21 protein-coding genes and 3 pseudogenes are annotated in these 20,920 nt (G+C 69.3%); 16 read left to right on the top strand and 8 right to left on the bottom strand.

Translation table 11 applies throughout. The features are described from left to right. Positions 1–9: 9 nt before the first annotated feature. The 3 genes and pseudogenes from ACFY01_RS16960 to ACFY01_RS16950 form a co-directional block, all read right to left on the bottom strand. Positions 10–1,301 (bottom strand): annotated as a pseudogene (locus ACFY01_RS16960) (alpha/beta hydrolase). 546 nt (positions 1,302–1,847) lie between these two features. After that, positions 1,848–2,450: an NAD(P)H-binding protein gene (locus ACFY01_RS16955; protein WP_390736477.1), complete on the bottom strand. Its 603-nt coding sequence runs from the start codon at positions 2,448–2,450 to the stop codon at positions 1,848–1,850. Between the two features lie 105 nt (positions 2,451–2,555). Further along, a complete protein-coding gene (locus tag ACFY01_RS16950; RefSeq protein WP_390736476.1) occupies positions 2,556–3,101 on the bottom strand; it encodes a hypothetical protein in 546 nt (181 codons plus the stop codon). A gap of 336 nt (positions 3,102–3,437) precedes the next feature. Here ACFY01_RS16950 and ACFY01_RS16945 point away from each other — a divergent pair, with 336 nt between their 5' ends. The 4 genes and pseudogenes from ACFY01_RS16945 (at position 3,438) to ACFY01_RS16930 (ending at position 6,443) form a co-directional block, all read left to right on the top strand. Next, positions 3,438–4,223, top strand: a complete 786-nt coding sequence (locus ACFY01_RS16945) for a C45 family autoproteolytic acyltransferase/hydolase (RefSeq protein ID WP_390736475.1) — start codon at positions 3,438–3,440, stop codon at positions 4,221–4,223. 48 nt (positions 4,224–4,271) lie between these two features. Next, a pseudogene (locus tag ACFY01_RS16940) lies at positions 4,272–4,669 on the top strand (hypothetical protein); the annotation flags it as partial. Positions 4,670–4,823: 154 nt separating this feature from the next. Beyond that, complete coding sequence (locus ACFY01_RS16935; RefSeq protein WP_390736474.1) at positions 4,824–5,726, top strand: hypothetical protein; 903 nt, start codon at positions 4,824–4,826, stop codon at positions 5,724–5,726. 279 nt (positions 5,727–6,005) lie between these two features. Continuing rightward, positions 6,006–6,443, top strand: a complete 438-nt coding sequence (locus ACFY01_RS16930; protein WP_390736473.1) for a GNAT family N-acetyltransferase — start codon at positions 6,006–6,008, stop codon at positions 6,441–6,443. A gap of 30 nt (positions 6,444–6,473) precedes the next feature. Here the strand turns inward: ACFY01_RS16930 and ACFY01_RS16925 are convergent, their stop codons facing one another. Continuing rightward, the gene (locus ACFY01_RS16925; RefSeq protein ID WP_390736472.1) at positions 6,474–7,271 is read right to left on the bottom strand and encodes an SDR family oxidoreductase; all 798 of its coding nucleotides are present in this window, start codon (positions 7,269–7,271) and stop codon (positions 6,474–6,476) included. 216 nt (positions 7,272–7,487) lie between these two features. Between ACFY01_RS16925 and ACFY01_RS16920 the strand changes: the two genes are divergently transcribed. From ACFY01_RS16920 to ACFY01_RS16905, 4 genes and pseudogenes are all read left to right on the top strand, one after another. Next, a complete protein-coding gene (locus tag ACFY01_RS16920) occupies positions 7,488–8,285 on the top strand; it encodes a transglutaminase domain-containing protein (protein WP_390736471.1) in 798 nt (265 codons plus the stop codon). Positions 8,286–8,464: 179 nt separating this feature from the next. Beyond that, positions 8,465–9,364 (top strand): aldo/keto reductase, encoded by a 900-nt coding sequence (locus tag ACFY01_RS16915; protein WP_390736470.1) that lies wholly within the window; start codon positions 8,465–8,467, stop codon positions 9,362–9,364. Between the two features lie 47 nt (positions 9,365–9,411). Continuing rightward, positions 9,412–9,764: pseudogene (locus tag ACFY01_RS16910) on the top strand (antibiotic biosynthesis monooxygenase family protein). A gap of 221 nt (positions 9,765–9,985) precedes the next feature. Then, a complete protein-coding gene (locus ACFY01_RS16905; RefSeq protein ID WP_390736469.1) occupies positions 9,986–10,249 on the top strand; it encodes a hypothetical protein in 264 nt (87 codons plus the stop codon). 33 nt (positions 10,250–10,282) lie between these two features. Here ACFY01_RS16905 and ACFY01_RS16900 read toward each other — a convergent pair whose 3' ends face one another. After that, positions 10,283–11,062, bottom strand: coding sequence for an NAD(P)H-dependent oxidoreductase (locus tag ACFY01_RS16900; protein WP_390736468.1), 780 nt, complete (start codon positions 11,060–11,062; stop codon positions 10,283–10,285). A gap of 138 nt (positions 11,063–11,200) precedes the next feature. On the opposite strand from ACFY01_RS16900, the gene ACFY01_RS16895 reads away from it, so the two are divergent. Next, on the top strand, positions 11,201–12,046 hold the full coding sequence (locus ACFY01_RS16895) for a helix-turn-helix transcriptional regulator (RefSeq protein ID WP_390736467.1): 846 nt from the start codon (positions 11,201–11,203) through the stop codon (positions 12,044–12,046). 82 nt (positions 12,047–12,128) lie between these two features. Here ACFY01_RS16895 and ACFY01_RS16890 read toward each other — a convergent pair whose 3' ends face one another. Together ACFY01_RS16890 and ACFY01_RS16885 are read right to left on the bottom strand one after the other, a co-directional pair. Next, positions 12,129–13,016, bottom strand: coding sequence for a universal stress protein (locus ACFY01_RS16890; RefSeq protein WP_390736466.1), 888 nt, complete (start codon positions 13,014–13,016; stop codon positions 12,129–12,131). Positions 13,017–13,067: 51 nt separating this feature from the next. Further along, complete coding sequence (locus tag ACFY01_RS16885; RefSeq protein WP_390736465.1) at positions 13,068–14,603, bottom strand: AAA family ATPase; 1,536 nt, start codon at positions 14,601–14,603, stop codon at positions 13,068–13,070. A gap of 327 nt (positions 14,604–14,930) precedes the next feature. On the opposite strand from ACFY01_RS16885, the gene ACFY01_RS16880 reads away from it, so the two are divergent. Then, a complete protein-coding gene (locus ACFY01_RS16880) occupies positions 14,931–15,491 on the top strand; it encodes a fasciclin domain-containing protein (protein ID WP_390736464.1) in 561 nt (186 codons plus the stop codon). A gap of 7 nt (positions 15,492–15,498) precedes the next feature. Continuing rightward, the gene (locus ACFY01_RS16875) at positions 15,499–16,236 is read left to right on the top strand and encodes a flavodoxin family protein (protein WP_390736463.1); all 738 of its coding nucleotides are present in this window, start codon (positions 15,499–15,501) and stop codon (positions 16,234–16,236) included. Positions 16,237–16,260: 24 nt separating this feature from the next. Here the strand turns inward: ACFY01_RS16875 and ACFY01_RS16870 are convergent, their stop codons facing one another. Further along, the gene (locus ACFY01_RS16870) at positions 16,261–17,625 is read right to left on the bottom strand and encodes a helix-turn-helix domain-containing protein (RefSeq protein ID WP_390736462.1); all 1,365 of its coding nucleotides are present in this window, start codon (positions 17,623–17,625) and stop codon (positions 16,261–16,263) included. A gap of 189 nt (positions 17,626–17,814) precedes the next feature. Between ACFY01_RS16870 and ACFY01_RS16865 the strand changes: the two genes are divergently transcribed. The 5 genes from ACFY01_RS16865 (at position 17,815) to ACFY01_RS16845 (ending at position 20,894) form a co-directional block, all read left to right on the top strand. After that, positions 17,815–18,435, top strand: a complete 621-nt coding sequence (locus ACFY01_RS16865) for a hypothetical protein (RefSeq protein WP_390736461.1) — start codon at positions 17,815–17,817, stop codon at positions 18,433–18,435. 89 nt (positions 18,436–18,524) lie between these two features. Beyond that, on the top strand, positions 18,525–18,986 hold the full coding sequence (locus ACFY01_RS16860; protein ID WP_390736460.1) for a hypothetical protein: 462 nt from the start codon (positions 18,525–18,527) through the stop codon (positions 18,984–18,986). Positions 18,987–19,094: 108 nt separating this feature from the next. Further along, on the top strand, positions 19,095–19,265 hold the full coding sequence (locus ACFY01_RS16855) for a hydrophobic protein (protein WP_390736459.1): 171 nt from the start codon (positions 19,095–19,097) through the stop codon (positions 19,263–19,265). Between the two features lie 98 nt (positions 19,266–19,363). Next, entirely contained in the window at positions 19,364–20,488 is a 1,125-nt protein-coding gene (locus ACFY01_RS16850) for a DUF5937 family protein (protein ID WP_390736458.1), read from the top strand. A 28-nt stretch (positions 20,489–20,516) separates the two neighbouring features. Then, positions 20,517–20,894, top strand: a complete 378-nt coding sequence (locus tag ACFY01_RS16845) for a peptidase inhibitor family I36 protein (RefSeq protein WP_390736457.1) — start codon at positions 20,517–20,519, stop codon at positions 20,892–20,894. Positions 20,895–20,920: the final 26 nt, after the last annotated feature.

Raw genomic sequence — 20,920 nt, 5'->3', positions numbered from 1 at the left:
CCCGGCGACTCAGGAGACGGCGTCGGCCGTCCCCCCACCGCCGGCGGCGATGCCGCCACTCGGCTTGGGCGGGGCGAAGGGAGGCGTGTCCGGTCGGCACGTCGTTCCGACCGGCGGGAGGGCGCCGTCGACGAGGTAGCGGCTTTCGTGGGTCTTGACGCAGCTGCTGGGGTTGCTCAGCGCCGTGTGCCCATACCGTCGTTGGTGAGCAGGCGGGCGTCTGCCAGTTCTTCGACCATGGCCTGCGAACCCGAGTAGGGAGTGGCGGGGTCGTAGACGGTGCCGACCACCAGGACGGGGTGCGCCGTGGGCTCGTCCCAAGGTCCGCGGTATCGGTTGGTGGCGAGCACCGGCCAGGTGGCACATCCCGCGGCGGCCCACGTCCAATAGCGGCCTGCGTCCCCCGCACGGCCGGCACTGGCCTCCTCCAGAGCGGGGTAGACACCGGGGTCACGTGGATTCGGGCTGTCGCCGCAGAACACCGCGGCGGCCTGTTCCTCGCCCACGTACGGATTCGGATGGGGGACCGGTGGTGCGGGCGGGAGCGGGGAGGGCCCCGGGACGCGGCCGCGCCACAGGTCCTGCAACCTGCCGGCGAGGTCGGTCCACCCAGGGTGAACGATGTACAGGCTGCTCACCACGTCAGCGACCGTGCCGGCGTAGGTCGACGTGCCCACGGGATGCTTCCGAAGCCGCTGCATCAGCTGTTCGAACTTGTCCCGGGTCGCTTTCGGGCTACCCGCGGAGAAGGCACAGCGGGCGGTGGTGGTGGACCCGCACAGGGCGAGGAACCTGTCCACGACCGCTGCCGCGCTGCGGTCCGAGCCCAAGCGCAGGAATGCCGGGAGCCGGGCGTCGTCGGAGGCGTGGTTCGTCCAGGCCTGCGGGTCCCAGTTGCTGTCGAGGACCATGGCGCGCACCCTGTCCGGGAAGAGGTTGGCGTAGGTGGCGCCCAGGAACGTGCCGTACGAGGTTCCCAGATAGGTGAGTTGTGACTCTCCCGTCGCCCGGCGGAGCTGGTCGAGGTCGCGAGCGGTGTCGGCGGTCGAGACATGACGCAGGAGCTCCGGGTCCAGCCGCTCACAGCGCCGGGCCAGCTCCTTGTACGCGGCGATCCAAGCCGTTCGCTCCTTCGCACCCACCGGGAAGCCCGCCGCTTTGCTCGCGGTCCAGTCGGCGGCTTCTTCACGGCTCGCGAAGCAGTTCACCGCGGTGCTGCTGCCGACCCCGCGCGGGTCCCAGCTGACGATGTCGAACCGCTCCCGCACCTCGCGCGGGAAGAACTCGTAGAGCTGTGGCATCTGGACCGTTCCTGGACCGCCGGGTCCGCCGGGGTTGAAGAACAGGGTGCCGATGCGTCGACCGCGGTCGGTCGCCTTGCGTTTGACGACGGCCAGTTCGATGGCGCGACCGCCTGCGTTGTCGTAGTCCAGCGGCACCTTCGCGGTCGCACAGTCGAACGGGCTGCCATGAACGCAGGGTCTCCAGAGCAGCGTCGGGGCCGGCTCCGAGGACGTGGGCATGCCTCCGGCTCCTCCGGCCTCTCCGACCGCGGCGAGGTCCTGCCCGGCCAGAGCGGTCGAGCAGATCACCACCGCGGCGATGACCAGGGCACAGCCCCGGCGGCCCGCTGTCGATCCCGATATGTGCATGGCTCGTCCTCCCGCGGCTGAGTGCCGGACACCCTTCGGCGTTGGACGTCCGCACGCATCCGTGTCAACGGCACCGCGGCTCGGCGGGGCGCGCGAGCCGACTCGGCCAAATGGCCCCACCAGGCTGCCGCTCAGCCGAGGTAGAAGTCCTTGCGGGCAGCCACGAAGGCCCTGATGGTCTGGGCGGGTGCACCGTCACGCTTTCGACGTCATGAGAAGTGCGGTCGTAGCGGTTTTCGCGGTGCAGTCGGGCCGTGGTGGCGATGTGCGCCCGGTGCCGAACGGCAGGGCGATCGTGCCCTTCTTCCGGATCGACGCCGCCGCCAGGGTGGTGAACAGCGGGTTGTTCAGAAACGACGTGGGCCGGATGTGGACCACGGGCAGGCCTGACCAGTTGAGTGCCTGCTCTGCCAGCCAGTGCAGCCGCTGCTGGTGGGACTCGGCGGTGCTGATGGCGGTCATCTGCGACACCGTCATCTGTGACATGCCCACCAGAGCCTCAAGCCGCCCGTACTCGCGTGCCACAGCGGCCACCACCGTCGCGGCCAGCAGATGGTCCGGTGACACCGACATCGCGAAGTACATCCGCCCGACGCCCTCCAGAGCGGTTGCGACGGTCTCCGGCCTGGTCAGATCGCCGACGACCACCTCCGCGCCGAGCGCGCGCAGACCGGCTGCGCGCCCGTCGTCACGGCGGACCAGCGCGCGCACCGGCACGCCCTGCGCGTGGAGTTCCTCGAGGACCGTACGGCCGACGTCACCGGCGTTGCCGATGAGGACGAGGTCGCTGGCGGTCACTGGCCGATCTCCTCGATGAGTGGCGCGCTGAGGACGCGACTGCCGGCAGTCGATGCGGCGGTGCGCGGACCGAGCAGCAGCGCGGCGATCACGGCCCACAGGGCGTCAGCTGTCGGCTTCGTCGTCCTGCCCGGCCGCATCGCCGATGGCGACGCGCAGGTCATGCATGCCTTGCAGGATGTCGATGAGGGCTTCTTCCGCCCCGCTCAGAGCGCGGCGGGTTGCGTCCGTATCGCTGCGCTCCGCGTGCAACTGCGCGCTGAGCGCGTACACCGCTGTCATGACGGCGGCGAAGGCGGCCTCCCGGCCGGGTGGCAGTTCTTCCGCCTCGGGTTCGGAGACCTGCAACGCGGTGCGCTGTAGCCGGTTCGTCAGGACGTTGACCGCGAGACCAGGGTCCCCGCCCAACTGTTCCCCCCAGCCGAGCAACGTCTCAAGGACGTCCTCGATCTCCTCTTCCTCGGTCAGACGGGTGGCGGCGGTGATCTCGAGCTCCGTTTTCGCCAGCAGACTGCCCAGCAGGTGCAGGCGGTCTTCTTCCTGCGGCCCCTCTGGTCGCTGCTCCGGATCAGCCACCGGCTCAGCCGCCAGAGCGGCCAGCGCTGCGTAGATCTGCTCAGCACTTACCGGGTGCTCGCTACTGATGCTCACGCCTTCAGCTTCCCTCAGCGATGGCATATCCGCCCGCTCAGACGCTTTCGAGTCCCAGGCTGGACTTCCAAGATCGCGTGGCCGACCGTGTCGAGTCGTGACAGAGGGCATGCGGGCACAGGCCAACGCCTGGCCACGACGACGGGGCAGCCGCATTCCGGAGCCATCGCGTGATCTGGTGAATTGTTGGCGAAATTGGCTAGGTTGCCACCACCTCACCCGACGTCGATGGGAGCGGCAGCCATGAGCCGGCAGCGGAAGGTCTTCCGTGCCATCGAGGTCGGCGGCTGGACCCCAGAGGGTGCGGACCGTGCACGGAAGCTGTTCGAGACACACATGCCCGAGCTGGTCCCGGTACTCGGCAGGCTGACCCGTCAGCTCGACCGGCCCGGAGGGGACACCTTCCTCACCCACGCAGCGATGCGCCCCTTCTTCTCCGGCTGCACGCAGATCGGTGGCGAGGGCACCCTGCTGCGCAACTACGACTTCGACCCCGCCGACTGCGAGGGCACCATCGTCTCCTCCCACTTCCTCCGCCCGGTGATCGGCATGCAGGATGCGTCCTGGGGCTTGCTGGACGGTATGAATGATGCCGGGCTCGCGGGGCTCGCGGTTTCGCTCACCTTCGGCGGGCGATTCGTCCATGGCCCCGGCTTCGCCATCCTGATCGTGCTGCGCTATCTGCTCGAGACGTGTACCGGCGTTGACGAGGCGATCGGCAAGCTGCGATCCATACCGGTCGCCATTCCACAGAACGTCACGCTTGTCGACTCCGAGAAGGCGGTGACGGTGTTCGTGGGGCCGGACATCCCTCTGCCCGAGGCACCGGACGCCTGCGCCGCCAACCACCAGCACCTGCCGGTGCCTGACGAACAGGAGCAGTCCTCCCGGACCCAGGAGCGGCTGAGCGCCATTCGTGCAGCGGGCACGGATGTGGCTGCGCTGCTGAAACCGCCGCTGTACCGATCCCGGTTCGATGAGGGATGGGGAACGGTCTACACCGCCCACTACCGGCCCTCCAAGGGACGGGTGACCTACTACTGGCCTGGTGAGTCCTGGGAACAGCGCTTCGACGACTTCGCTCCCGGGTCCCGCACTATGATCATCGGCCAGGCTGGCTGAGACGGCACTCGGGATGCTTTCAGATGTCCGGTGGCACGGTCGCTGTCCATGACCGACAATCTCACCGACAACATGGGCGTGCCGCTGGAGACGAGTACGACGGTGTTCGAACTGCCGCCGGTGACCTGGTCTCCGAGCGCATGGACCTCGGCTATCGGCTGTCCGCGGCCCTGTTCGCGGCGGCCGTCGCCGCGGTGGCCATCGCGCACTTCGCGCTCGGTCTGGACGCGGTGTGGAGCTTCTGGATCGCCTACATCCTCACCCGCCCCCTCGGCGCATCGATCGGGGACTACCTCTGCCAGCCGAGCGGAGACGGCGGCCTGGGCCTGGGCACCGTGATCACCAGTGCGCTGTTCCTCGCGGTCATCCTCGGTCCGGTCGTGTACCTGGGTGTTACGCGCAAGGACGTCGCCGAACCGAAGGGATCCCCCCGGCACACGGCCTGACCTGCCGAACGGCTCGCGTTCAGGATACGTTCAGGTTTCTCGTGCCACGGTCGACGATCACGGCCGCCGCCGGCGGCCGGCTCATCTCACAGGGCGCTCGTCCCGCTTCCCGGGGGCGAGCGCCCTGTCGTTCGACCGGACAGGAGAAGCTGAGTTGGAGAAACCGGAGGTCCTCACCGACCTCGGCGTGGCGAGCACGTCGAGTACGACCAAGTCGGTGATGAAGAAGCTGCCCGAGGTCACGCTGGCTTTCTGGATCATGAAGATCGCGGCGACGACCCTGGGCGAGACGGCGGGCGACCTCTTCGCGCAGACACTGAAACTGGGCTACTTCCTCACCACGATCGCGCTGTTCCTGGTCTTCGTGGTGACGCTCGTGATCCAGTTGCGATCCAGCCACTACAACCCGTTTTTCTACTGGACCGTGATCCTGTCGACCAGCATGGCCGGCACCACGATGTCCGACTTCATGAACCGTGACGCCAGTGCCAAGTACCTCTCGAACGGCGCGACGAAGCTGGGCTGGGGCCCGCAGGGCCTGGGCCTCGGCTACCCCGCCGGAGCGGCGATCCTCGTCTCGATCCTTTTGGCGATCTTCCTCGTCTGGAAGCTGAGCGGGATGACGTTCCAGATCCGCGACATCGTCACCTTCAGGGGTGAGGCCCTGTTCTGGTCGGCGATCCTTGTGTCGAACACCCTCGGCACGTCCATGGGCGACTTCCTTTCCGACAGCTCCGGCCTCGGCTACGCCGGCGGTGCCCTGCTGGTGACAGGGGTGCTCGCCGTGCTCGCGGCGCTGATGAAGGTGCCCGCGGTTTCGAACGTGCTGCTGTTCTGGTTCGCCTTCGTCCTCACCCGCCCGCTGGGCGCCACCGCGGGCGACTTCCTCACCAAGCCCGTCGCCAAGGGCGGCCTGGACCTCGGTACCGCGGGTTCGTCAGCCGTCCTGCTCGCCGTGCTGTTCGGCTTGATGGCCTACGCCCAGGTGCGGGAGCGCCGGACGGCCGTCCGGCCGGCAGAGGAGGAGGAGGCCCCGGCCCCGCGGCAGGCAGGCTGATCGCCACCCCGGCTCCGGGCACGCGCCCGGAGCCGTAGGACACCCGCCACCGACGGCGCGGGCCAGGCGTCGCACGAGCGGCAGCGCCAGGCCCGCGCCGTGACCCCGAACTGGAAACCTCAGTGGCGGACACCCATTGAGAACGACCGGTTCCGGGCGTGTTCGCCGGGCTTCGGCGATCGATAGTGGCTGCGTCCCCGTCCGGTCGGCCACTGGAGTATCGATGCGTCGTACGTTCGCCGGTCCCGTGCCGGCAGGCTCGTTTCGTGGGGGTTGGGCGTGATCCGATATACCGATGACATTGCCAAGGCCGACGAAGGCATGCTGTGTGGCTTCTTCGTCGGTTGGCACAACGCACCCTCCCCAGCACAGCACTTGGCCGTGCTGCGCGGGAGCTTCCGCGCGGTGCTGGCGATCGACGATGCGGCGGGTCGTGTCATCGGATTCGTGAACATGATCAGTGACGGTGTCCTCACCGCGGCAATTCCTTGGCTGGAGGTCCTTCCCGGTTACCAGGGCCAGGGAATCGGGAGCGAGCTGATGCGCCGCATCCTGGAGGGCACGGAACAGTTCTACTCGGTGGATCTGCTCTGCGACGTGCCATTGCAGCCGTACTACGCCCGCTTCGGGATGACCCCGGTGCCCGGCGCTGCCTTGCGCCACCCCGCGGCACTGCGCGGCGGAGCGGTGGCGCACAGGCGGGACGCTGGGCCCTGACCCGGTCGAGCCGCGCTGGGACACCCCGGATCATCGATCTTCGCGGGCGTCCTCCGGGGCCCCGATCCAACGGCTCGCCTCGACGTCGGCGGATGTGTCCCGCACCAGGGTCGGCGCGATCACCAACTCCTCGACGACCGTCCGCTGCGGGAGCGTGGCGCACAGCAGGACGGCTCGCGCCACGTCCTGCGGCTGCACCATGGCGGCCCGCGCCTCCTCGCCCGGCGGGACGGCGCGGTCGTCGAGGATCGGTGTGTTCACTTCACCGGGCATGATGCAGGTGGCGCGGACCAGGTCGTTGCGGTAGGTGTTGCGCAGGTACGTCATGAAGTTGCGCACGCCCGCCTTCGCCGCGCCGTACGGGGCTCCGCCGAGCAGGGTGGGCCGCACCGCGGCGAGCGAGGAAACCGTGATGACCGTGCCGCCGCCGTGCGCCAGCATGTCCGGGAGGACGGCCTGGGTGAGAAGATAGACCGCGGTGAGGTTGACGCCCATGACGGCGTTCCACTCGGCCTCGCTGATCCAGCGGACGTCGAGCACCCTGCTCGCGCCGCCGGCGTTGTTGACCAGGATGTCGACGGGCCCCGCCATCTCCCGCGTCCACGCGACGAGTTCCCGGACCTCCCCGGCGTTCTCGACGTGCGTGGGGCGGGTGAAGGCCCTGCCACCGGCGTCCCCGACGGCCGTGGCCACCTCCTGGAGGACGTGCGGCCGACGTCCGACGAGGATCACCGTCGCGCCCGCCTCGGCGAGCAGCAGCGCCGTCGCCCGGCCGATGCCGGTACCCGCCCCGGTGATCAGCGCGGTCTTTCCGTCGAGGAGTCCCATGGGTTTCATCCCTCCCAGCCGTGGGCGCGCCGCACGCCCTCAGCGCCAGGATGCCCTCGCAGACCACTCGGGGGACGCGGGATCCGTGGAGGGATCCGTCGCGGAGCACGACGACCAGGTCGGGCCGGCAGAGCTCCACCACAGTTGAACGCGTTCAAAATCCCTGTCAGGATACGTCCTGCCGCCCGAAGCGCGCTGAACGAGAGGACCACGGTCATGACGAGCTCCCTCCTCACGCCGCGAGGCCGTGTCCGCGTGCGCATGGCCGACAGGGGAACGGTTGAAGGGAGCACGGCCCCGACGCGGATTCTGGACTGGCAGCATCCGAACGTCTCCTCACTGCTCCGGCTGATCGACATCCCGGCTGACTCTGCCGACACCTCGGGTCCCGCCCACCGGACAGCGGTCCTGCGCGAGGCTCACCGATGGATCGCCGCAGCTGTTCAGCCCGTGTACTCGGTTCAGGACGAGCGACCCGTGTCGGAGGTGATCCGCCGCCGCCGCGGATCGTGCAGCCAACGCCTTGCGGTACTGGAAGCCGTAGCGCGGGCATCCGGGGTGGCCACGCGGGTCCGTGGCCTGCTGGTGGACGGGAGGTTCTGGTACCCGCGCTTCCCCCGCTTCCACCGGATCGTCCCGCACCAAGTTGTGCTCGCATGGCCGGAGTTCCGACTTGACGGGCCGTCACCGACCGAACACCTCACCGCGCCCTGGTTGACGGTCTCGGAACTCTTCGGTGGCCTCGACGAGCTGAGCGAAGGCAGTGGCGGCGGCTTCACCAACGCAGGCACGGAGACGCTCTTCGAGGCGCTGTCCAGGACAGCGATCGACTGGGACGGCGTGACGGTCTGCCCAGCGGCCGACGCCGCGTGCGATCTCTCGGCTCATGTCCTGGCGGACCTTGGCCATTTCGACTCGCGTGACGAACTTTTCGCCCGGCACGGCCAGACCCTCTGCGGCATGGCGAGACTTCTGGCCGAGCCCATACTGAGTCGCCGTTCGGCGCGCGCCTAGGTTCCAGGCTGGCGCGGGACCTGCTGCTCGCTACCGTCGCTCGGTAGGTTCAACGGCTGTGCGGTGACGGTTCGTTCCCGATACGGGTGTGACGTTTCGCCCAGCCTTTTGGCCTGTCACCGCACCCCGTGGTCGTCCCATACTCCTGAACCTGATGGACCGACAGGTGGAGGAGCACGGTGAACGCGGCGGCGGCAGCAGGGACCTGGAAGCTCGGGGACCTGGAGGTGAACCGGATCGGCTACGGTGCGATGCGGCTGACGGGCAACGGCATGCTGGGAAACTCCGACGATACGCCGATCGACCGCGGTGCCGCGGTCCGGCTGCTGCACAGCGCGTTCGAGCAGGGCGTCAACCACATCGACACGGCGGCCTTCTACTTCTCGCCGCTGCGCTCCGCGAACGAGCTCATCAACCGGGCCCTCGCCTCCTGGCGCGACGACGTGGTCGTGGCGACCAAGGTCGGCCCGGGGCGCGACGCCTCCGGCGAGTGGTTCTCCATGGCCAGCCCCGACCAGCTGCGCGGCCACGTCGAGGAGAACCTGCGCCAGCTCGGCCGGGACCACCTGGACGTGGTGTACCTGCGAAGCAATGGACTGGATTCGGTCGCCGAGCACTTCGGCGCCCTCGCCGAGCTGCGCGCGGCGGGCCTGGTCCGGCACCTCGGGCTCTCCAGCGTCCGGCCGCAGCACGTCACCGAGGCCCGGGCGATCGCGCCCGTGGTGTGCGTGCAGAACTCCTACGGCCTGGACTGGCGCCGCGCCGATGAGAGCGGACTCGTGGACCTGTGCCTGGAGCAGGGCATCGCCTTCGTCCCGTTCTTCGCGATCTCCGGGCTGCGACGCGAGGCGGCAGCGGACCAGGAGCGGGACGCTCGCCTCCACACGGTCGCCCGCGCCCACGGCGCGACGCCCGCCCAGATACGGCTCGCCTGGACCCTCCACCGCGGACCCCACGTGCTGGCCATACCCGGCACCAGCAACCCCGCCCACCTTGCCGAGAACATCGCTGCCGGCGCCCTTCGCCTGACCCAGGAGGAACTGGCTCTCCTCGACAGGCTTTACTCGGAACGGATGTGACGGACAGTCAGCGAACCCGCCCGGAGCCCCTGCCTTACAGTGACGCCATGAGCAACCACTCCGAAGCGCCTGTCGCGCCCGTCGAGGCCTATGAACCCCCCTACTACGTGGCTGTGTTCACTACGGTGCGAACCGAGGACCAGAGCGGATACAGCGAGACCAACGCACGCATGGAAGACCTGGTGAAGGACGTCCCGGGGTTCCTGGGGATGGACCACGCGCAGACTCCTGGCGGGCTGGCATCACCGTCGGCTACTTCCGCGACGCCGAGGCCCTCACGGAGTGGCGGAACAACGCCGAGCACCACGCGGCGCAGAAGCGCGGGCGAGCCGAGTGGTACCAGAGCTACACGCTGCATGTGGCGAAGGTGGAGCGCAGCCACGGGTTCACCCGAGCGTAGGTCCCTCCCGCACGCGGGTGGCCTGCGGGCCCATCTCTTCCTTGGCCAGCGGCGGCGCCCAGTTCCCTTGTTACCAAGTGCGGACAGAACCCGGTGAACAACTCCTGTCCTGGTGTCATCTCATGGGGTGCAGGAAACAGCAGATCCGGCCGTTCGTCTCGCGGGGATTGACCGCATTCCAGGGAGGGTGCAAGGACGCCGCAGACAAGCCTCTGACCGACGTGCAGTCCGTGGCGTCCGCCGCGCACCACACCACCGCACAGGTCGCCGCGACCAAGGCGGCAGCCCCGGTCCGCACCCAGACCCTGGCGGACGGCAGCAAGGCCGAGATCTACGAGCTCGGCGCCCAGCACTACCTCGCCGAGATCGTGCACAGCGGTCAGGTTCTGGCCACGCTGGAGACGAAGCAGCACGACGCCGGGCTCGACGCCAACGGCGTATACGTCGTGCTCAGCGCCGACGGTGTGATCAGCGCTCACGAGTAGACGCCTGCCCGGTGGCGCTCGGCGCGTCAGCGGTCAACCGCGCACGTGCAGTCCGAACCCCGTGCGGCCCGCCGGCTCCAGTCCCTCCTTCAGGTGCAGCGAGGGGATCTCGTAGTCACCGAAGTTCTGCCGCCGGAACGGGATCGGCTCGGTCGACCCCAGGGCGAGCAGGCGCCGCTCCCAGGCCTTGGCGACGTCGGGGTAGTCCTCGCCGGTCATCCGGTCGACGCCGTACAGCACGAACGGCGGCAGCACCTCGATGCCCGGGTAGTAGAGGATGCCGTGGTGGATCGGGAACAGCAGATCGTCGATGGGGCCGTTGATCCCGCGAGCGGAGTAGTGCGATTCCGGTCCGCCCGCGGTCACCGACAGCAGAGCCTTCCTGCCCGCGAGGGTGCCTTCACCGAAGCGCTCGCCGTACCTGGTGTCGCTGTGCTCGCCCACGCCGTACGCGAAGTGGTAGGTGAACACCCGGTCCACCCAGCCTTTGAGGATCGCGGGCATGGTGTACCACCACAGCGGGAACTGGAAGATGATCGTGTCGGCCCACAGCAGCTTCTCCTGCTCGGCCGCGACGTCGGGGGTCAGCGTGCCGGCGTCGAAGGCCCGGCCCGAGTCCAGGGCGACCTTCAGCGGGCTCGAGGCGTCGGGGCCGTAGTCCGCGGCGTCCACGACCGCCTTCCAGTTCATCGCGTACAGGTCGCTCACCCGTACGTCGTGCCCGGCGTTCTCCAGCGTGGACACCGCGAGGTCCTTCAGTGAGCTGTTGAGCGACTTCGGCTCCGGGTGGGCGTAGACGATCAGCGTCTTCATGGGGACTCCTTCGGATCGGGTGCCTTCGATCCTGGGTGTCGCGGCACCCGGCGTTCAGGGGCGCCTCTTCCGTCGGACGGGACTTCCTGGTATCGGCAGGGCCACCTTCACGGCCACCGCCAAGGCCATACTGGGCGCATGGACGATCTCGCCGGCTTCCTTCGGACCAGGCGTTCCCGGGTCGACCCGGCGGTCGTCGGCATCCCCACCGACAGCCGCCGCCGGGTCGAAGGGCTGCGCCGCGAAGAGGTCGCACACCTGTCCGGAGTCAGCGTCGACTACTACGTACGCCTGGAGCAGGGCCGCGCGACCCAGCCCTCCGAGCAGGTCCTCGACGCGCTCGCCCGCGTCCTCGGCCTCGACGAGACCGAACGCGGACACCTCTACCGGCTCGCCCGGCAGCGCCGCCGCCGTGCGAAGGCGCCGGGTGGGCGGGTCCGGCCGGAGCTGCTGCGCGTCCTCGCCCTGGTCACCGACGCACCGGCGCTGATCATGGACCACCGCCTCGACGTGCTCGCCGGGAACCGCCTCGCCGGGCTCCTCTTCGGCCGGCCGATGCCGGGCCTGAACACCGCCCGGCACATCTTCCTCGAGGAGGCCGAACGCGGTCTGTACGCGGACTGGGAGAAATGCACCCTCGACGTGGTCGGGCACCTGCGCCTGGCCGCCGGCAAGTACCCCGAGGACCCCCGACTGGCCTCGCTCATAGGAGAGTTGGCGATGGGCAGCGAGCGGTTCCGCCGCCTCTGGGCCCGCGCGGACGTGCGCGCCCGCACACATGGACGCAAGGCGTACCGGCACCCGCTGGTCGGACTGCTGGAACTGCACCAGGAGAACTTCGCCCTACCGGACGAACCAGGCATGGAGCTGCTGGTGCTGTCCGCGGCCCCCGGCAGCCCCGCCGAGGACGGGCTGCGCTTGCTCGCGGCCCTGGGCGCGGACAGCGGTGACGCCACAACTCGTCCGGCACCCGCCGCTCCATGATTCCCAAGCCGGAAGGCCATCGACGACGCCACATGAGACGGCGTCTGCGAAGCAGGAAGAACCGGCGCGAGAGGGGCTGCCGTCATGGACGCTGTGTGCCCCGGATCACGGCGACGGGACAGTGCGCGTGGTGCAGCAGGGCCTGACTCACCGAGCCGAGCAGCAGGCCCGTGAAGCCGCCGCGGCCCCGGGCACCCGCGACGACCAACTGCGCGTCGCGGCTCGCCTCGATCAGGGCCGGACGAACCCGGGAAAGCACCAGCCGCCGCTCCACCGTGATCCGGGGATGGCGCTCACGCCACGGGCGCAGAGTCTCGTCCAGCAACCGCTGCTCCTCCTCGCGGAGTTGCTCCACGTCCACGATCACGTCCAGAGCATTGACAGGGCCCCGATGGACCGGCTCGCTCCAGGTGTTCCACACGTGCAGCGCCACCAGGTCCACGCCGCGCAGCGACGCTTCGGCGAACGCGAACTCGACGGCCTGCTCGCCGGCCGGTGAGCCGTCGACCGCCAGGAGTACGGGACCGCTCGGGTTCGGCCGGCCGCGTACCACCAGCACCGGACAGCGACCGTGTGCGGTCAGGTGTACGGCGGTGGAACCGAGCAGCATGCCGCCGAACGCGCCCAGCCCGCGGCTGCCGACCACGATGAGCGAGGCGGTGCGCGACTCGATCTCAAGCACCATCAGCGGCTCACCGACGGTGACCTCACGCGTGATCTCCACGTCCGGGACAGCCTTGCGGGCACGCTGTTCGGCCTTGGTCAACGCGTCGTCCACCAGTTCGCGCACCCCTGCCACGGCAGGATTCCACAGAGGATACCCACCGGGCGGCAGGTGCATGGACGGCCACCCGAAGGCGTGCACCAGCCGCAGCCCCACGCCCCGCAGGCCGGCCTCGTGTGCCGCGATCTCCACCGCGTCCAGGCTCGACGTGGACCCGTCCACTCCCACGACCACAGGGTTCGCCATGACACACCTCCGGGGCGGATAGCTGTGGCACTCGGCTCGATTGCCTCGCACTCAGTCCGGCTCCATGTAGGGGCGGCGGAAGACCGGGGCCTGGCCGGTGCCCCAGGGGCGTACGGCTCTCAGCGCCCGGGAGACCGCGGACTCCAACGACCCGCTGGTGTCGACCGCGACGGCCTCGGGCCACGGTGGTTCCCTGGCCGCCATGGCGGTGGCGATGACGACGTCCGCGTCGGACATCCCGGGGGCGCGCGTGTCGAGACGGGCCGCCGCCACGTCACCCGGAACGTGGCAGTGCAGGGCCAGCAGGTCGGCGCTGGTCCGCTCGGCCACGCGCAGTGCCGCTTCACGCTGTCCCGTATCGGACCAGGAGGCGTCCAGGACGACCGACTCACCGGAGGACAGCAGGCTGGCCGCACGCTCGAGCAGGACGGCATAGGTCCTGGCGGTCCACTCGGGTGTGTACAGGCCCTCGCCGTAGCCGGCCGCCGCGGACTGCTCCGCGGGGATGCCCGCCAGCTCCTTGCGGAGGCGGTCGCTGCTGAGCAGGGTGACCCCCAGCCGGTCGGCCAGCGCTCCGGAAAGGGTGGACTTCCCGCTGCCCGGGAGTCCGCCGACGAGCGTCAGGGCGACGGCCGACGTGCGCAGGTGACGCAACGCCGTCGACACCAGCCGTCGTGACGCCGTCTCCGCGCCCGGCGTGCCCTGGTCGGCCTGGATCAGGGAGACCTTGGCGCGCACGAACGCGCGGTAGGCGACGTAGTGGTGCCACAGCGAAGGGGGTGCGGGGTCGCCGGAGTATTCGCTGTACCGGGCGAGGAAGTACGCCGCGGCGTCCGGGGCTCCGAGCTGTTCCAGGTCCATGGCGAGGAAGGCGGCGTCATCGAGTCCGTCGACGTAGCGGAGGTGGTCGTCGAATTCCAGGCAGTCCAGGACGCGCGGGCCGTCGCCGAGGCAGAAGACGTCCTCGGCGAGCAGGTCGCCGTGGCCGTCGACCACCCGCCCCTGTGCGATGCGGGCGTCGAACAGCCGCTCACGGCCGGCGAGATAGCGGCGCACCAGCCACTCGGCCTCCGCCGTCCCGTCGGGCACGACACCGTCCGCGGCGAGCTCCCGGACCTGGGCGAAGCTCGCGTCCCATCGCGACGACAGCGCGTCCCGCGTGCCCTGCTCGTCCACATCGGGGCCCCGGGGCGCGTCCGCGTGCCAGGAGGCGAGGTGGCGCGCGACGGTCCGGAGCACGTCGTCGACGGCGGCCCCTTCCCGCACCAGTTGGGAGAGGCGGCGGTCCGTCGGCATGCGGCGCATCACCACGAGCGGTTCGGCTTCTTCCCCGTCGGGGCCGAGGAACTCGCCCAGGCCCAGATAGACGTCGGGGGCGAAGCGGCGGTTGAGAGCGACTTCGCGTTCGCACGCGGCCCGGCGGGCCGCCACCGTGGTGTGGTCCACGAACCCCAGCTCCACAGGCTTCTTGAGTTTGTAGGCGCGGTCGCCGACGAAGAAGAGGACCGCGGTGTGGGTCTCGTACACCGCCGCGCGCGTCGACGGCCGGCCCTCCTGCCTGTCCACACGCCGGGTCGGCTCAGTCATGAGTGCGGCCTCCGTCTCGTAAGAAGCGGCGATGACGGTGGACGGGTCCGCTGGTGTGGATGGTCCGGACGTCGCGGGCGTGCCGAGTGCGGTGCGTTCTCATTCGAGGAGTACCTCAATCCTGTCGGCGCCGCATGTGGACGTGTGTCGAGATGCGGTCACCGGCACTTGCTGGATACGCTCGCTGAGTGGCCGGGTGATGACGGCCAAGGCCGTGGCGCAGCAGTCGCCACCGCCCCGTCCGCGGGCATCGAAGACTTCCGCACTACAAACCTCTGCACTGTCCACGCCTCCACGGGAGGGAAGGTTGCGATGAGGTTCATCCACATGCGTACAGCAAGGGCTACCACGTCAGCTCTGGTCGCCGTCCCGCTCGCGCTCGGAGGTCTGGCGTCGCACAGCGCTCAGGATGCCTCCCCCAGCCCGTCGGGGACGTTCGGTCCCGGCTGCTCGGGGATCTCCCAGAAGGTCGACACGGCCAAGGACAAGGTCGCGGAGGCTGCTGCCGCATATCCGCAGCTCAGCCAGCTGGTCTCAGCCACGGTCAGGGCAAAACTGAACGACGCCCTCGACGGGAAACCCGACATCACCGTTTTCGCTCCGAACGACAAGGCCTTCCAGAATGTGACCGCCTCGCAGCTTGTCTCGCTCCTCGGCGATCAGGGGCAGCTGAAGAAGGTGCTGACCTACCACGTCGTGGACAAGCAGATCACCCCGGACGAACTCCCCAACGGCTCCTTCAAGACAGTGGAAGGCAGCAAACTGACCACGTCGGGTTCGGGCACCGACTTCAAGGTCAACGGCAAGGCGAACATCGTCTGCGGCAACCTCAAGGCCGCGAACGCCACCATCTACGTCATCGACGCAGTTCTCCAGCCCCCGTCCTGAGGACCGCGTGACCGCGACATCGCCCCCCACCGACGCGCCGCCGGCCCGGTACGACGACCTGGGCGCTCTGGTGATCAACTGCACCCTGAAGCGCTCGCCGGGGCCGAGCAACACCCAGGGACTGATCGACCGCAGCACCGCCATCCTGGACGCACAGGGCGTACGGGTCGATGTCGTGCGGGCGGTGGACCTCGACATCGCCACCGGTGTGTGGCCCGACATGAGGGAGCACGGGTGGGAGACGGACGCTTGGCCGGAGCTGTACCGGAAGGTCATGGCGGCCGACATCCTCGTGCTGGCCGGACCCATCTGGCTGGGTGACAACAGCTCCGTGATGAAGCGGGTGATCGAACGTCTCTACGCCTGCTCCAGCCTGCTCAACGAAGCAGGGCAGTACGCCTATTACGGCCGTGTGGGAGGCTGCCTGATCACCGGCAACGAGGACGGCGTCAAGCACTGCGCCATGAACGTCCTCTACAGCCTTCAGCACCTGGGATACACGATCCCGCCCCAGGCGGACGCCGGATGGATCGGCGAGGCGGGCCCCGGTCCCTCTTACCTCGACCCTGGCTCGGGTGGCCCGGAGAACGACTTCACCAACCGCAACACCACCTTCATGACCTGGAACCTGCTGCACCTGGCCCGGGCCTTGAAGGATCTGGGCGGCATTCCCGCCTACGGCAACCAACGTACCGCCTGGGACGCCGGCTGCCGCCGTGACTACGAGAACCCCGAGCACCGGTAGGGGGAGGCCCGCCTGGCCCCGGGCCTAGTTGCCGTAGGGGACCCACTGGCGCCCGCCGGAGTCGTTCGTGCCGTACCAGTAGCGTGGCATTCCTTTGATGCTGCTGGTGTGGAACGGGCGGCCGTGGTCGTCGATGCGGATCGTGCCGGTGCGGCCCTGGGAGGACCAGTCGAGCTCGAGGTACCAGCGGGCGTCGTAGGTCTGGGTAGTCGCGTCGACCAGGAGAACTTCGGGGTCCTCGGCGGATACGCGGTACGGGAAGTGCACGGCCGGGATGGTGTGTTCGCTGTCGGCGCCGTCCTTCGGGCGGGCGATGGGACGGTCGGCGTCGAGGTTCACTGTGAAGCCACGGGGTGTGATCTCACCGCCGCAGCCCTGGTCCATGGCGTACGCGTTGCCGGCCGCCGGGTTGCCGCGGCTGACGATGCGGACCCGGAGCGCCTCGAGGACGACGGCCGTGGAGGACCGGCCCTGCACCGAGATCTGCACCATCGTCTGCCGTCCGTGTACCGCGCCCTGGGTTGCCGCCCACGCTGCGGCGTCCTGCTGGACCGGGGGCGGGGGGACCTGCGTGGGCGGCTTGTCGATGACGTAGTCGTGGCCGCAGCCCAGTTTCCACACCTGGGAGTCGGCGCTCCAGGTGACGGGCAGGCCGGTGGCCGGTTTTCCGGCGCCGGTGGGGTTCGTGCCCGCGGCGGACGAGCCGGGGGCGGACGAGCCGGGTGCCTTGTGCTTCGCGACGGGTGAGGACGAGCTCCGGTCGTCGGTGGGGGAGGAGTCCGCGGACGGTTCCGGCTTCGACGAGCGATGGGGCGTCGTGGGAGCGGTCGTCCGCGGGCCCGACGAGACGTGCGGGCCGGAGACGTCCGGGGAGCGGTCCGTCGGCAGGGCCGGCAGGCTGCCCAGAGTCGCGAGCAGCCCGCAGGCGACAGCCGTGGACACCAGGACCCGTCGCCGGCGGTACCAGGGGCGGGGAGCCGGGGCCGGGGCGGGGGAGGGGCCGGGCTCTTCCGCGACCTGCGGCGCGGCGGCCTCCTCGACGGCGGCGGGCGCTTCGCCCACCGGCTCCTCACCCGCCCCACCCGCCGTACGTACCCGCTGCCGTGCCGCCACCGCGAGCAGCCACAGCCGGTGCAGTTCGAGTCGTTCCTCCGGCGTCGCCCCGCAGAAGGCGGCCAGCCGTTCCACGGGTGCGAAGTCCTGGGGCACGGCTTCCCCCGCGCAGTAGCGGTGCAGTGTCGAGGTGTTCATGTTCACGCGCCGGGCCAGGGAGCCGTAGCTCCGGTCCGTACGGTCCTTCAACCGCCGCAGCAGCTCCGCGAACCGCTCGACGTCGCCCCGAGCCGACACCGTTCCCCCGTCGTCCACCGAATCCCGTGCATCCCGCATCCCAGGCACTCCATATACCTGCACGTCAGAAGGGCTGGGATGGTTCCACCGTCGCCCAACGGGCGTCGAGCGTTGCGCCGGGCCTCCGTGGCGGCCGATGCTCTTGGTGTCGCACCGACCAGGGGCCGGACCGGCCACCGGCGCCGCCGCGACATCCGACACCCATGCACTCGTTCACGGGGGACATCCATGCCCAAGCGCACCCGAGCAGGCGCGCTCATCGCACTCACCGCCGCAGGTCTCGCCTTCGGCACCGCGCTCGCCGCACCGGCGAACGCCGCCGCGAAGGCACCCGGCTTCCTCGCGGCCAAGGACCTCCCGCCGCACCCGTTCTCGTCGTGGACGGCCGGCAAGGTCACCGCCGGCGTACCGGAGGCGGTCGAACTGGACCGCTGCCTGGGCATGGTGCTCGGCGACGGCCGGGACTCCTGGTACCGCGACTTCCGGACCGGCCTCGACACGAACGCCCGTCAGGTCAGCGTCGAGTCGTCGAGCGTCAGTGCGGCGAAGGGCCGGTTCTCGCGGCTGGACCAGGACATCAGGTCCTGCGCGGCACGGACCGAGAAGGCCGACTGGGACCTCGAGGTCACGTTCAAGGACTACGGCACGCTGCCCGTCGAGGAGGGCGCCCACCTCTACGGCCTGCACACCGAGACCTCCGGGGGCGCGAGCGACATCCGCCTCCTCGCGGTCGGACGGGACGGCAGGACCGTGACGGTCGTCGACTGGGGCCAGTTGGGCGGCTTCCAGGACGCGCCGGTGAAGGACTTCAAGAAGACGGCCGCCGCGGCCGTGACCAAGCTCCACTGACCGCACCACCCGGGCCGCCCTCCCGCCACGGGGGTCGGGAGGGCGGCCCACCGACGATCACCACACACTTCGGAAAACGGAGAACACACGTGAACAGCAAGACCCGCACCGCCCTGACCGCCGGCGTCCTCGCCGTCGCCCTCGGCCTCGGCGCCACCGCCCAGGCGGCCTCCGCCGGCACCCCGCGCAGCGTCAGCGGCAAGCCCTCCGACAACATCACCCGCATCGCCGACTTCTACGGCGCCTACATCGACGCGGTGACCGACGAGGACAGCGGCAAGCTCGGGGCCGCACTGCGCAGCCACTACCTCACCGCCGGTTTCCAGAAGGAACTGAACGCCTGGGAGAAGAAGGAGCACGCCGACGGCGTCCTGCGCGCCCAGAACGTCCCGCTCGCCTGGAAGGTCACCGACAACGGCACCGCCGATCACACCGAGGCCGTCGTCACCCTCACCTGGAGCAAGAGCAGCACCACCAGGCTGGTCGTCGACATGACCCGCGGCAGCCGCAAGATCTTCCACATCGGTGAGAAGGGCATCGGCGGGAAGTAAGGGAACAGCGGCACGGCGCGCTTGCCCTCCATCCCGCGGAAGTAACACGCATTTTGTGTGCTTGTAGGGGTGAAGTAAGGGCATCCGGTGGTCAGGAGGTTGATAACGATGGTTCCCCTGCTTCTGGTTCTTCTTCTGGCTCTGATCCTCTTCGGCGCGGGCTTTGCGCTGAAGGCGCTGTGGTGGATCGCGGTGATCGTGCTCGCCGTGTGGCTGCTGGGCTTCGTCGTCCGGTCCGCGGATGGTGCGGGCCGCAGGGGGCGCTGGTACCGCTGGTAGGCACGCGCCCTCGATGTGAGGCGCGGTGCCGTTGACGGAGATTCAAGTGGGGCCCGGCCGGGGACGGCCGGGCCCCACGTATTCACGCATGAAGGCTGGTGACGGGGGCCGTGCTACGCATTCACTTCACGTTCGACGACTTGGCACTGACGCATGTGGCAGCCAGGGCTGATCCGTTATGGGAAACGATACTCGGCCTACAGCAACTGGTTTCTCCGAGGCCGGTGCGCCCATTCCATGAGTGGCGCTTTCGAGCACGGGAAGCGGTCGCGCAGAAGACGCTGAGCAATCAGGTCCGGTTCCTGAAGGCCCTTGTCCCGCAAAAGGGCTATGTGCCGGACTTTCTCACCCCGGCCGAGTCGACCGACGGTGTCGAAGAAGGCCTTTCCGCAGTACAAGGCACTCCGCAGCTTCGAGTCCGACGTGAATTGGAATTGCTGGCAGGTGGCCAGTGGCGTCGATTGCCGCACGTGATACGACAGTTGGCCGACCCGGACCGCAACCAACGCCACATGACCGAACTGGTGCGGGCACTGCGCTCGGTGCATGACGCGGTCATCGCTCCGGACTGGACGCGGTTGGAGGCGTATGTGGAGGCCGATCGTGCTCTGCGCGCACGCGCCCTCCGTGACGGCGGTGTCCCGTGCCTCTTCGAGTCGCTGGGCCCCGCCGTGCGCTGGGATCCACCGGTCCTGCACGTGAAATACCCCATCGAACGTGACCAGTGGCTTTCCGGTCGGGGACTGCGCCTCATCCCGTCCCGGTTCTGTTCTCGGGTGCCCATTGCTCTCGCGGACGCGCAGTTGCGTCCGGTCCTCGTCTACCCGGTCAACCACACGGTGAGAGAGCCGGCCGCCCGGCCGCCGGACGCCCTCGAAGGACTGTTGGGGCGCACCCGAGCGAAGGTCTTCAGAGCATTGCACGCCGGAGCCACCACCACTGAACTTGCCCTGCGCTTGGAGGTGTCCGCCGCTGCGGCGAGCCAGCACGTCCACGCACTGTCCCGCGCGGGGCTGGTCCACAGCCAGCGCAGCGGCGCGTCGATCTTGCACACCCTGACGCCACTGGGTACCGCCCTGCTGGCGAAGAATGCCCATCCTGCCCGGCTCGACCAGCGGATTTCAGGCTTGGCTCAAGGGCCTGGCGCGGCCGCCTGGATGCGTGTCATGGTGCGGACGCAATCAGGGCAAGCCGGTGAACACACGTCCCGGCGCCAGGAATGACAGCAGCGACCAACACAGGGGGAACCACATGCGCGAGAAGACCGCGGCAACTGTGACGGCCGCCGCCGCGATACTCGGTGTCATCGCGTCGGCTCCGACCGCCTCCGCCGAAGCGAACCCGCCCGGATGCCCCAAGGGGTACTTCTGCGCCTGGAGCGGACCGGACCAGACCGGCACGCTCGTGCTGAAAACGGCGGGCAACTGGAGTGGTCAGGTGGCCTTCCGGTCCGTCTTCAACAACGGATACCGCTATCCCGGAGCCGACCACGTCGACATGACCTACTGGTACGAAGGGGACGGCACCGCCACCAGCTGCATCCACTACAACCCCGGGCCCGGCGAGTACAAGTGGACCGCCCCGTACACCGAGGTCCTCTACAGCGTGCGCTGGCGAGGCGAGTGCTGAGCGTGCACACGCGCAGACGTTGGATC

Origin of the sequence: Streptomyces sp. NPDC001480, assembly GCF_042894725.1 — a bacterium.
In the GTDB taxonomy this organism is placed as follows: Bacteria; Actinomycetota; Actinomycetes; order Streptomycetales; family Streptomycetaceae; genus Streptomyces.
The sequence above is the reverse complement of the archived record's forward strand: the minus strand, read 5'-3'. Positions and strand labels throughout refer to the sequence as shown.

What these genes read in the sequence shown, in the direction of transcription:
- ACFY01_RS16925 (WP_390736472.1), bottom strand. Translation starts at nt 7,271, where the DNA reads ATGGGACTCCTCGACGGAAAGACCGCGCTGATCACCGGGGCGGGTACC.
- ACFY01_RS16845 (WP_390736457.1), top strand. Translation starts at nt 20,517, where the DNA reads ATGCGCGAGAAGACCGCGGCAACTGTGACGGCCGCCGCCGCGATACTC.
- ACFY01_RS16880 (WP_390736464.1), top strand. Translation starts at nt 14,931, where the DNA reads ATGCGTACAGCAAGGGCTACCACGTCAGCTCTGGTCGCCGTCCCGCTC.
- ACFY01_RS16900 (WP_390736468.1), bottom strand. Translation starts at nt 11,062, where the DNA reads ATGAAGACGCTGATCGTCTACGCCCACCCGGAGCCGAAGTCGCTCAAC.
- ACFY01_RS16895 (WP_390736467.1), top strand. Translation starts at nt 11,201, where the DNA reads ATGGACGATCTCGCCGGCTTCCTTCGGACCAGGCGTTCCCGGGTCGAC.
- ACFY01_RS16945 (WP_390736475.1), top strand. Translation starts at nt 3,438, where the DNA reads ATGCCCGAGCTGGTCCCGGTACTCGGCAGGCTGACCCGTCAGCTCGAC.
- ACFY01_RS16865 (WP_390736461.1), top strand. Translation starts at nt 17,815, where the DNA reads ATGCCCAAGCGCACCCGAGCAGGCGCGCTCATCGCACTCACCGCCGCA.
- ACFY01_RS16920 (WP_390736471.1), top strand. Translation starts at nt 7,488, where the DNA reads ATGACGAGCTCCCTCCTCACGCCGCGAGGCCGTGTCCGCGTGCGCATG.
- ACFY01_RS16870 (WP_390736462.1), bottom strand. Translation starts at nt 17,625, where the DNA reads ATGCGGGATGCACGGGATTCGGTGGACGACGGGGGAACGGTGTCGGCT.
- ACFY01_RS16890 (WP_390736466.1), bottom strand. Translation starts at nt 13,016, where the DNA reads ATGGCGAACCCTGTGGTCGTGGGAGTGGACGGGTCCACGTCGAGCCTG.
- ACFY01_RS16855 (WP_390736459.1), top strand. Translation starts at nt 19,095, where the DNA reads ATGGTTCCCCTGCTTCTGGTTCTTCTTCTGGCTCTGATCCTCTTCGGC.
- ACFY01_RS16885 (WP_390736465.1), bottom strand. Translation starts at nt 14,603, where the DNA reads ATGACTGAGCCGACCCGGCGTGTGGACAGGCAGGAGGGCCGGCCGTCG.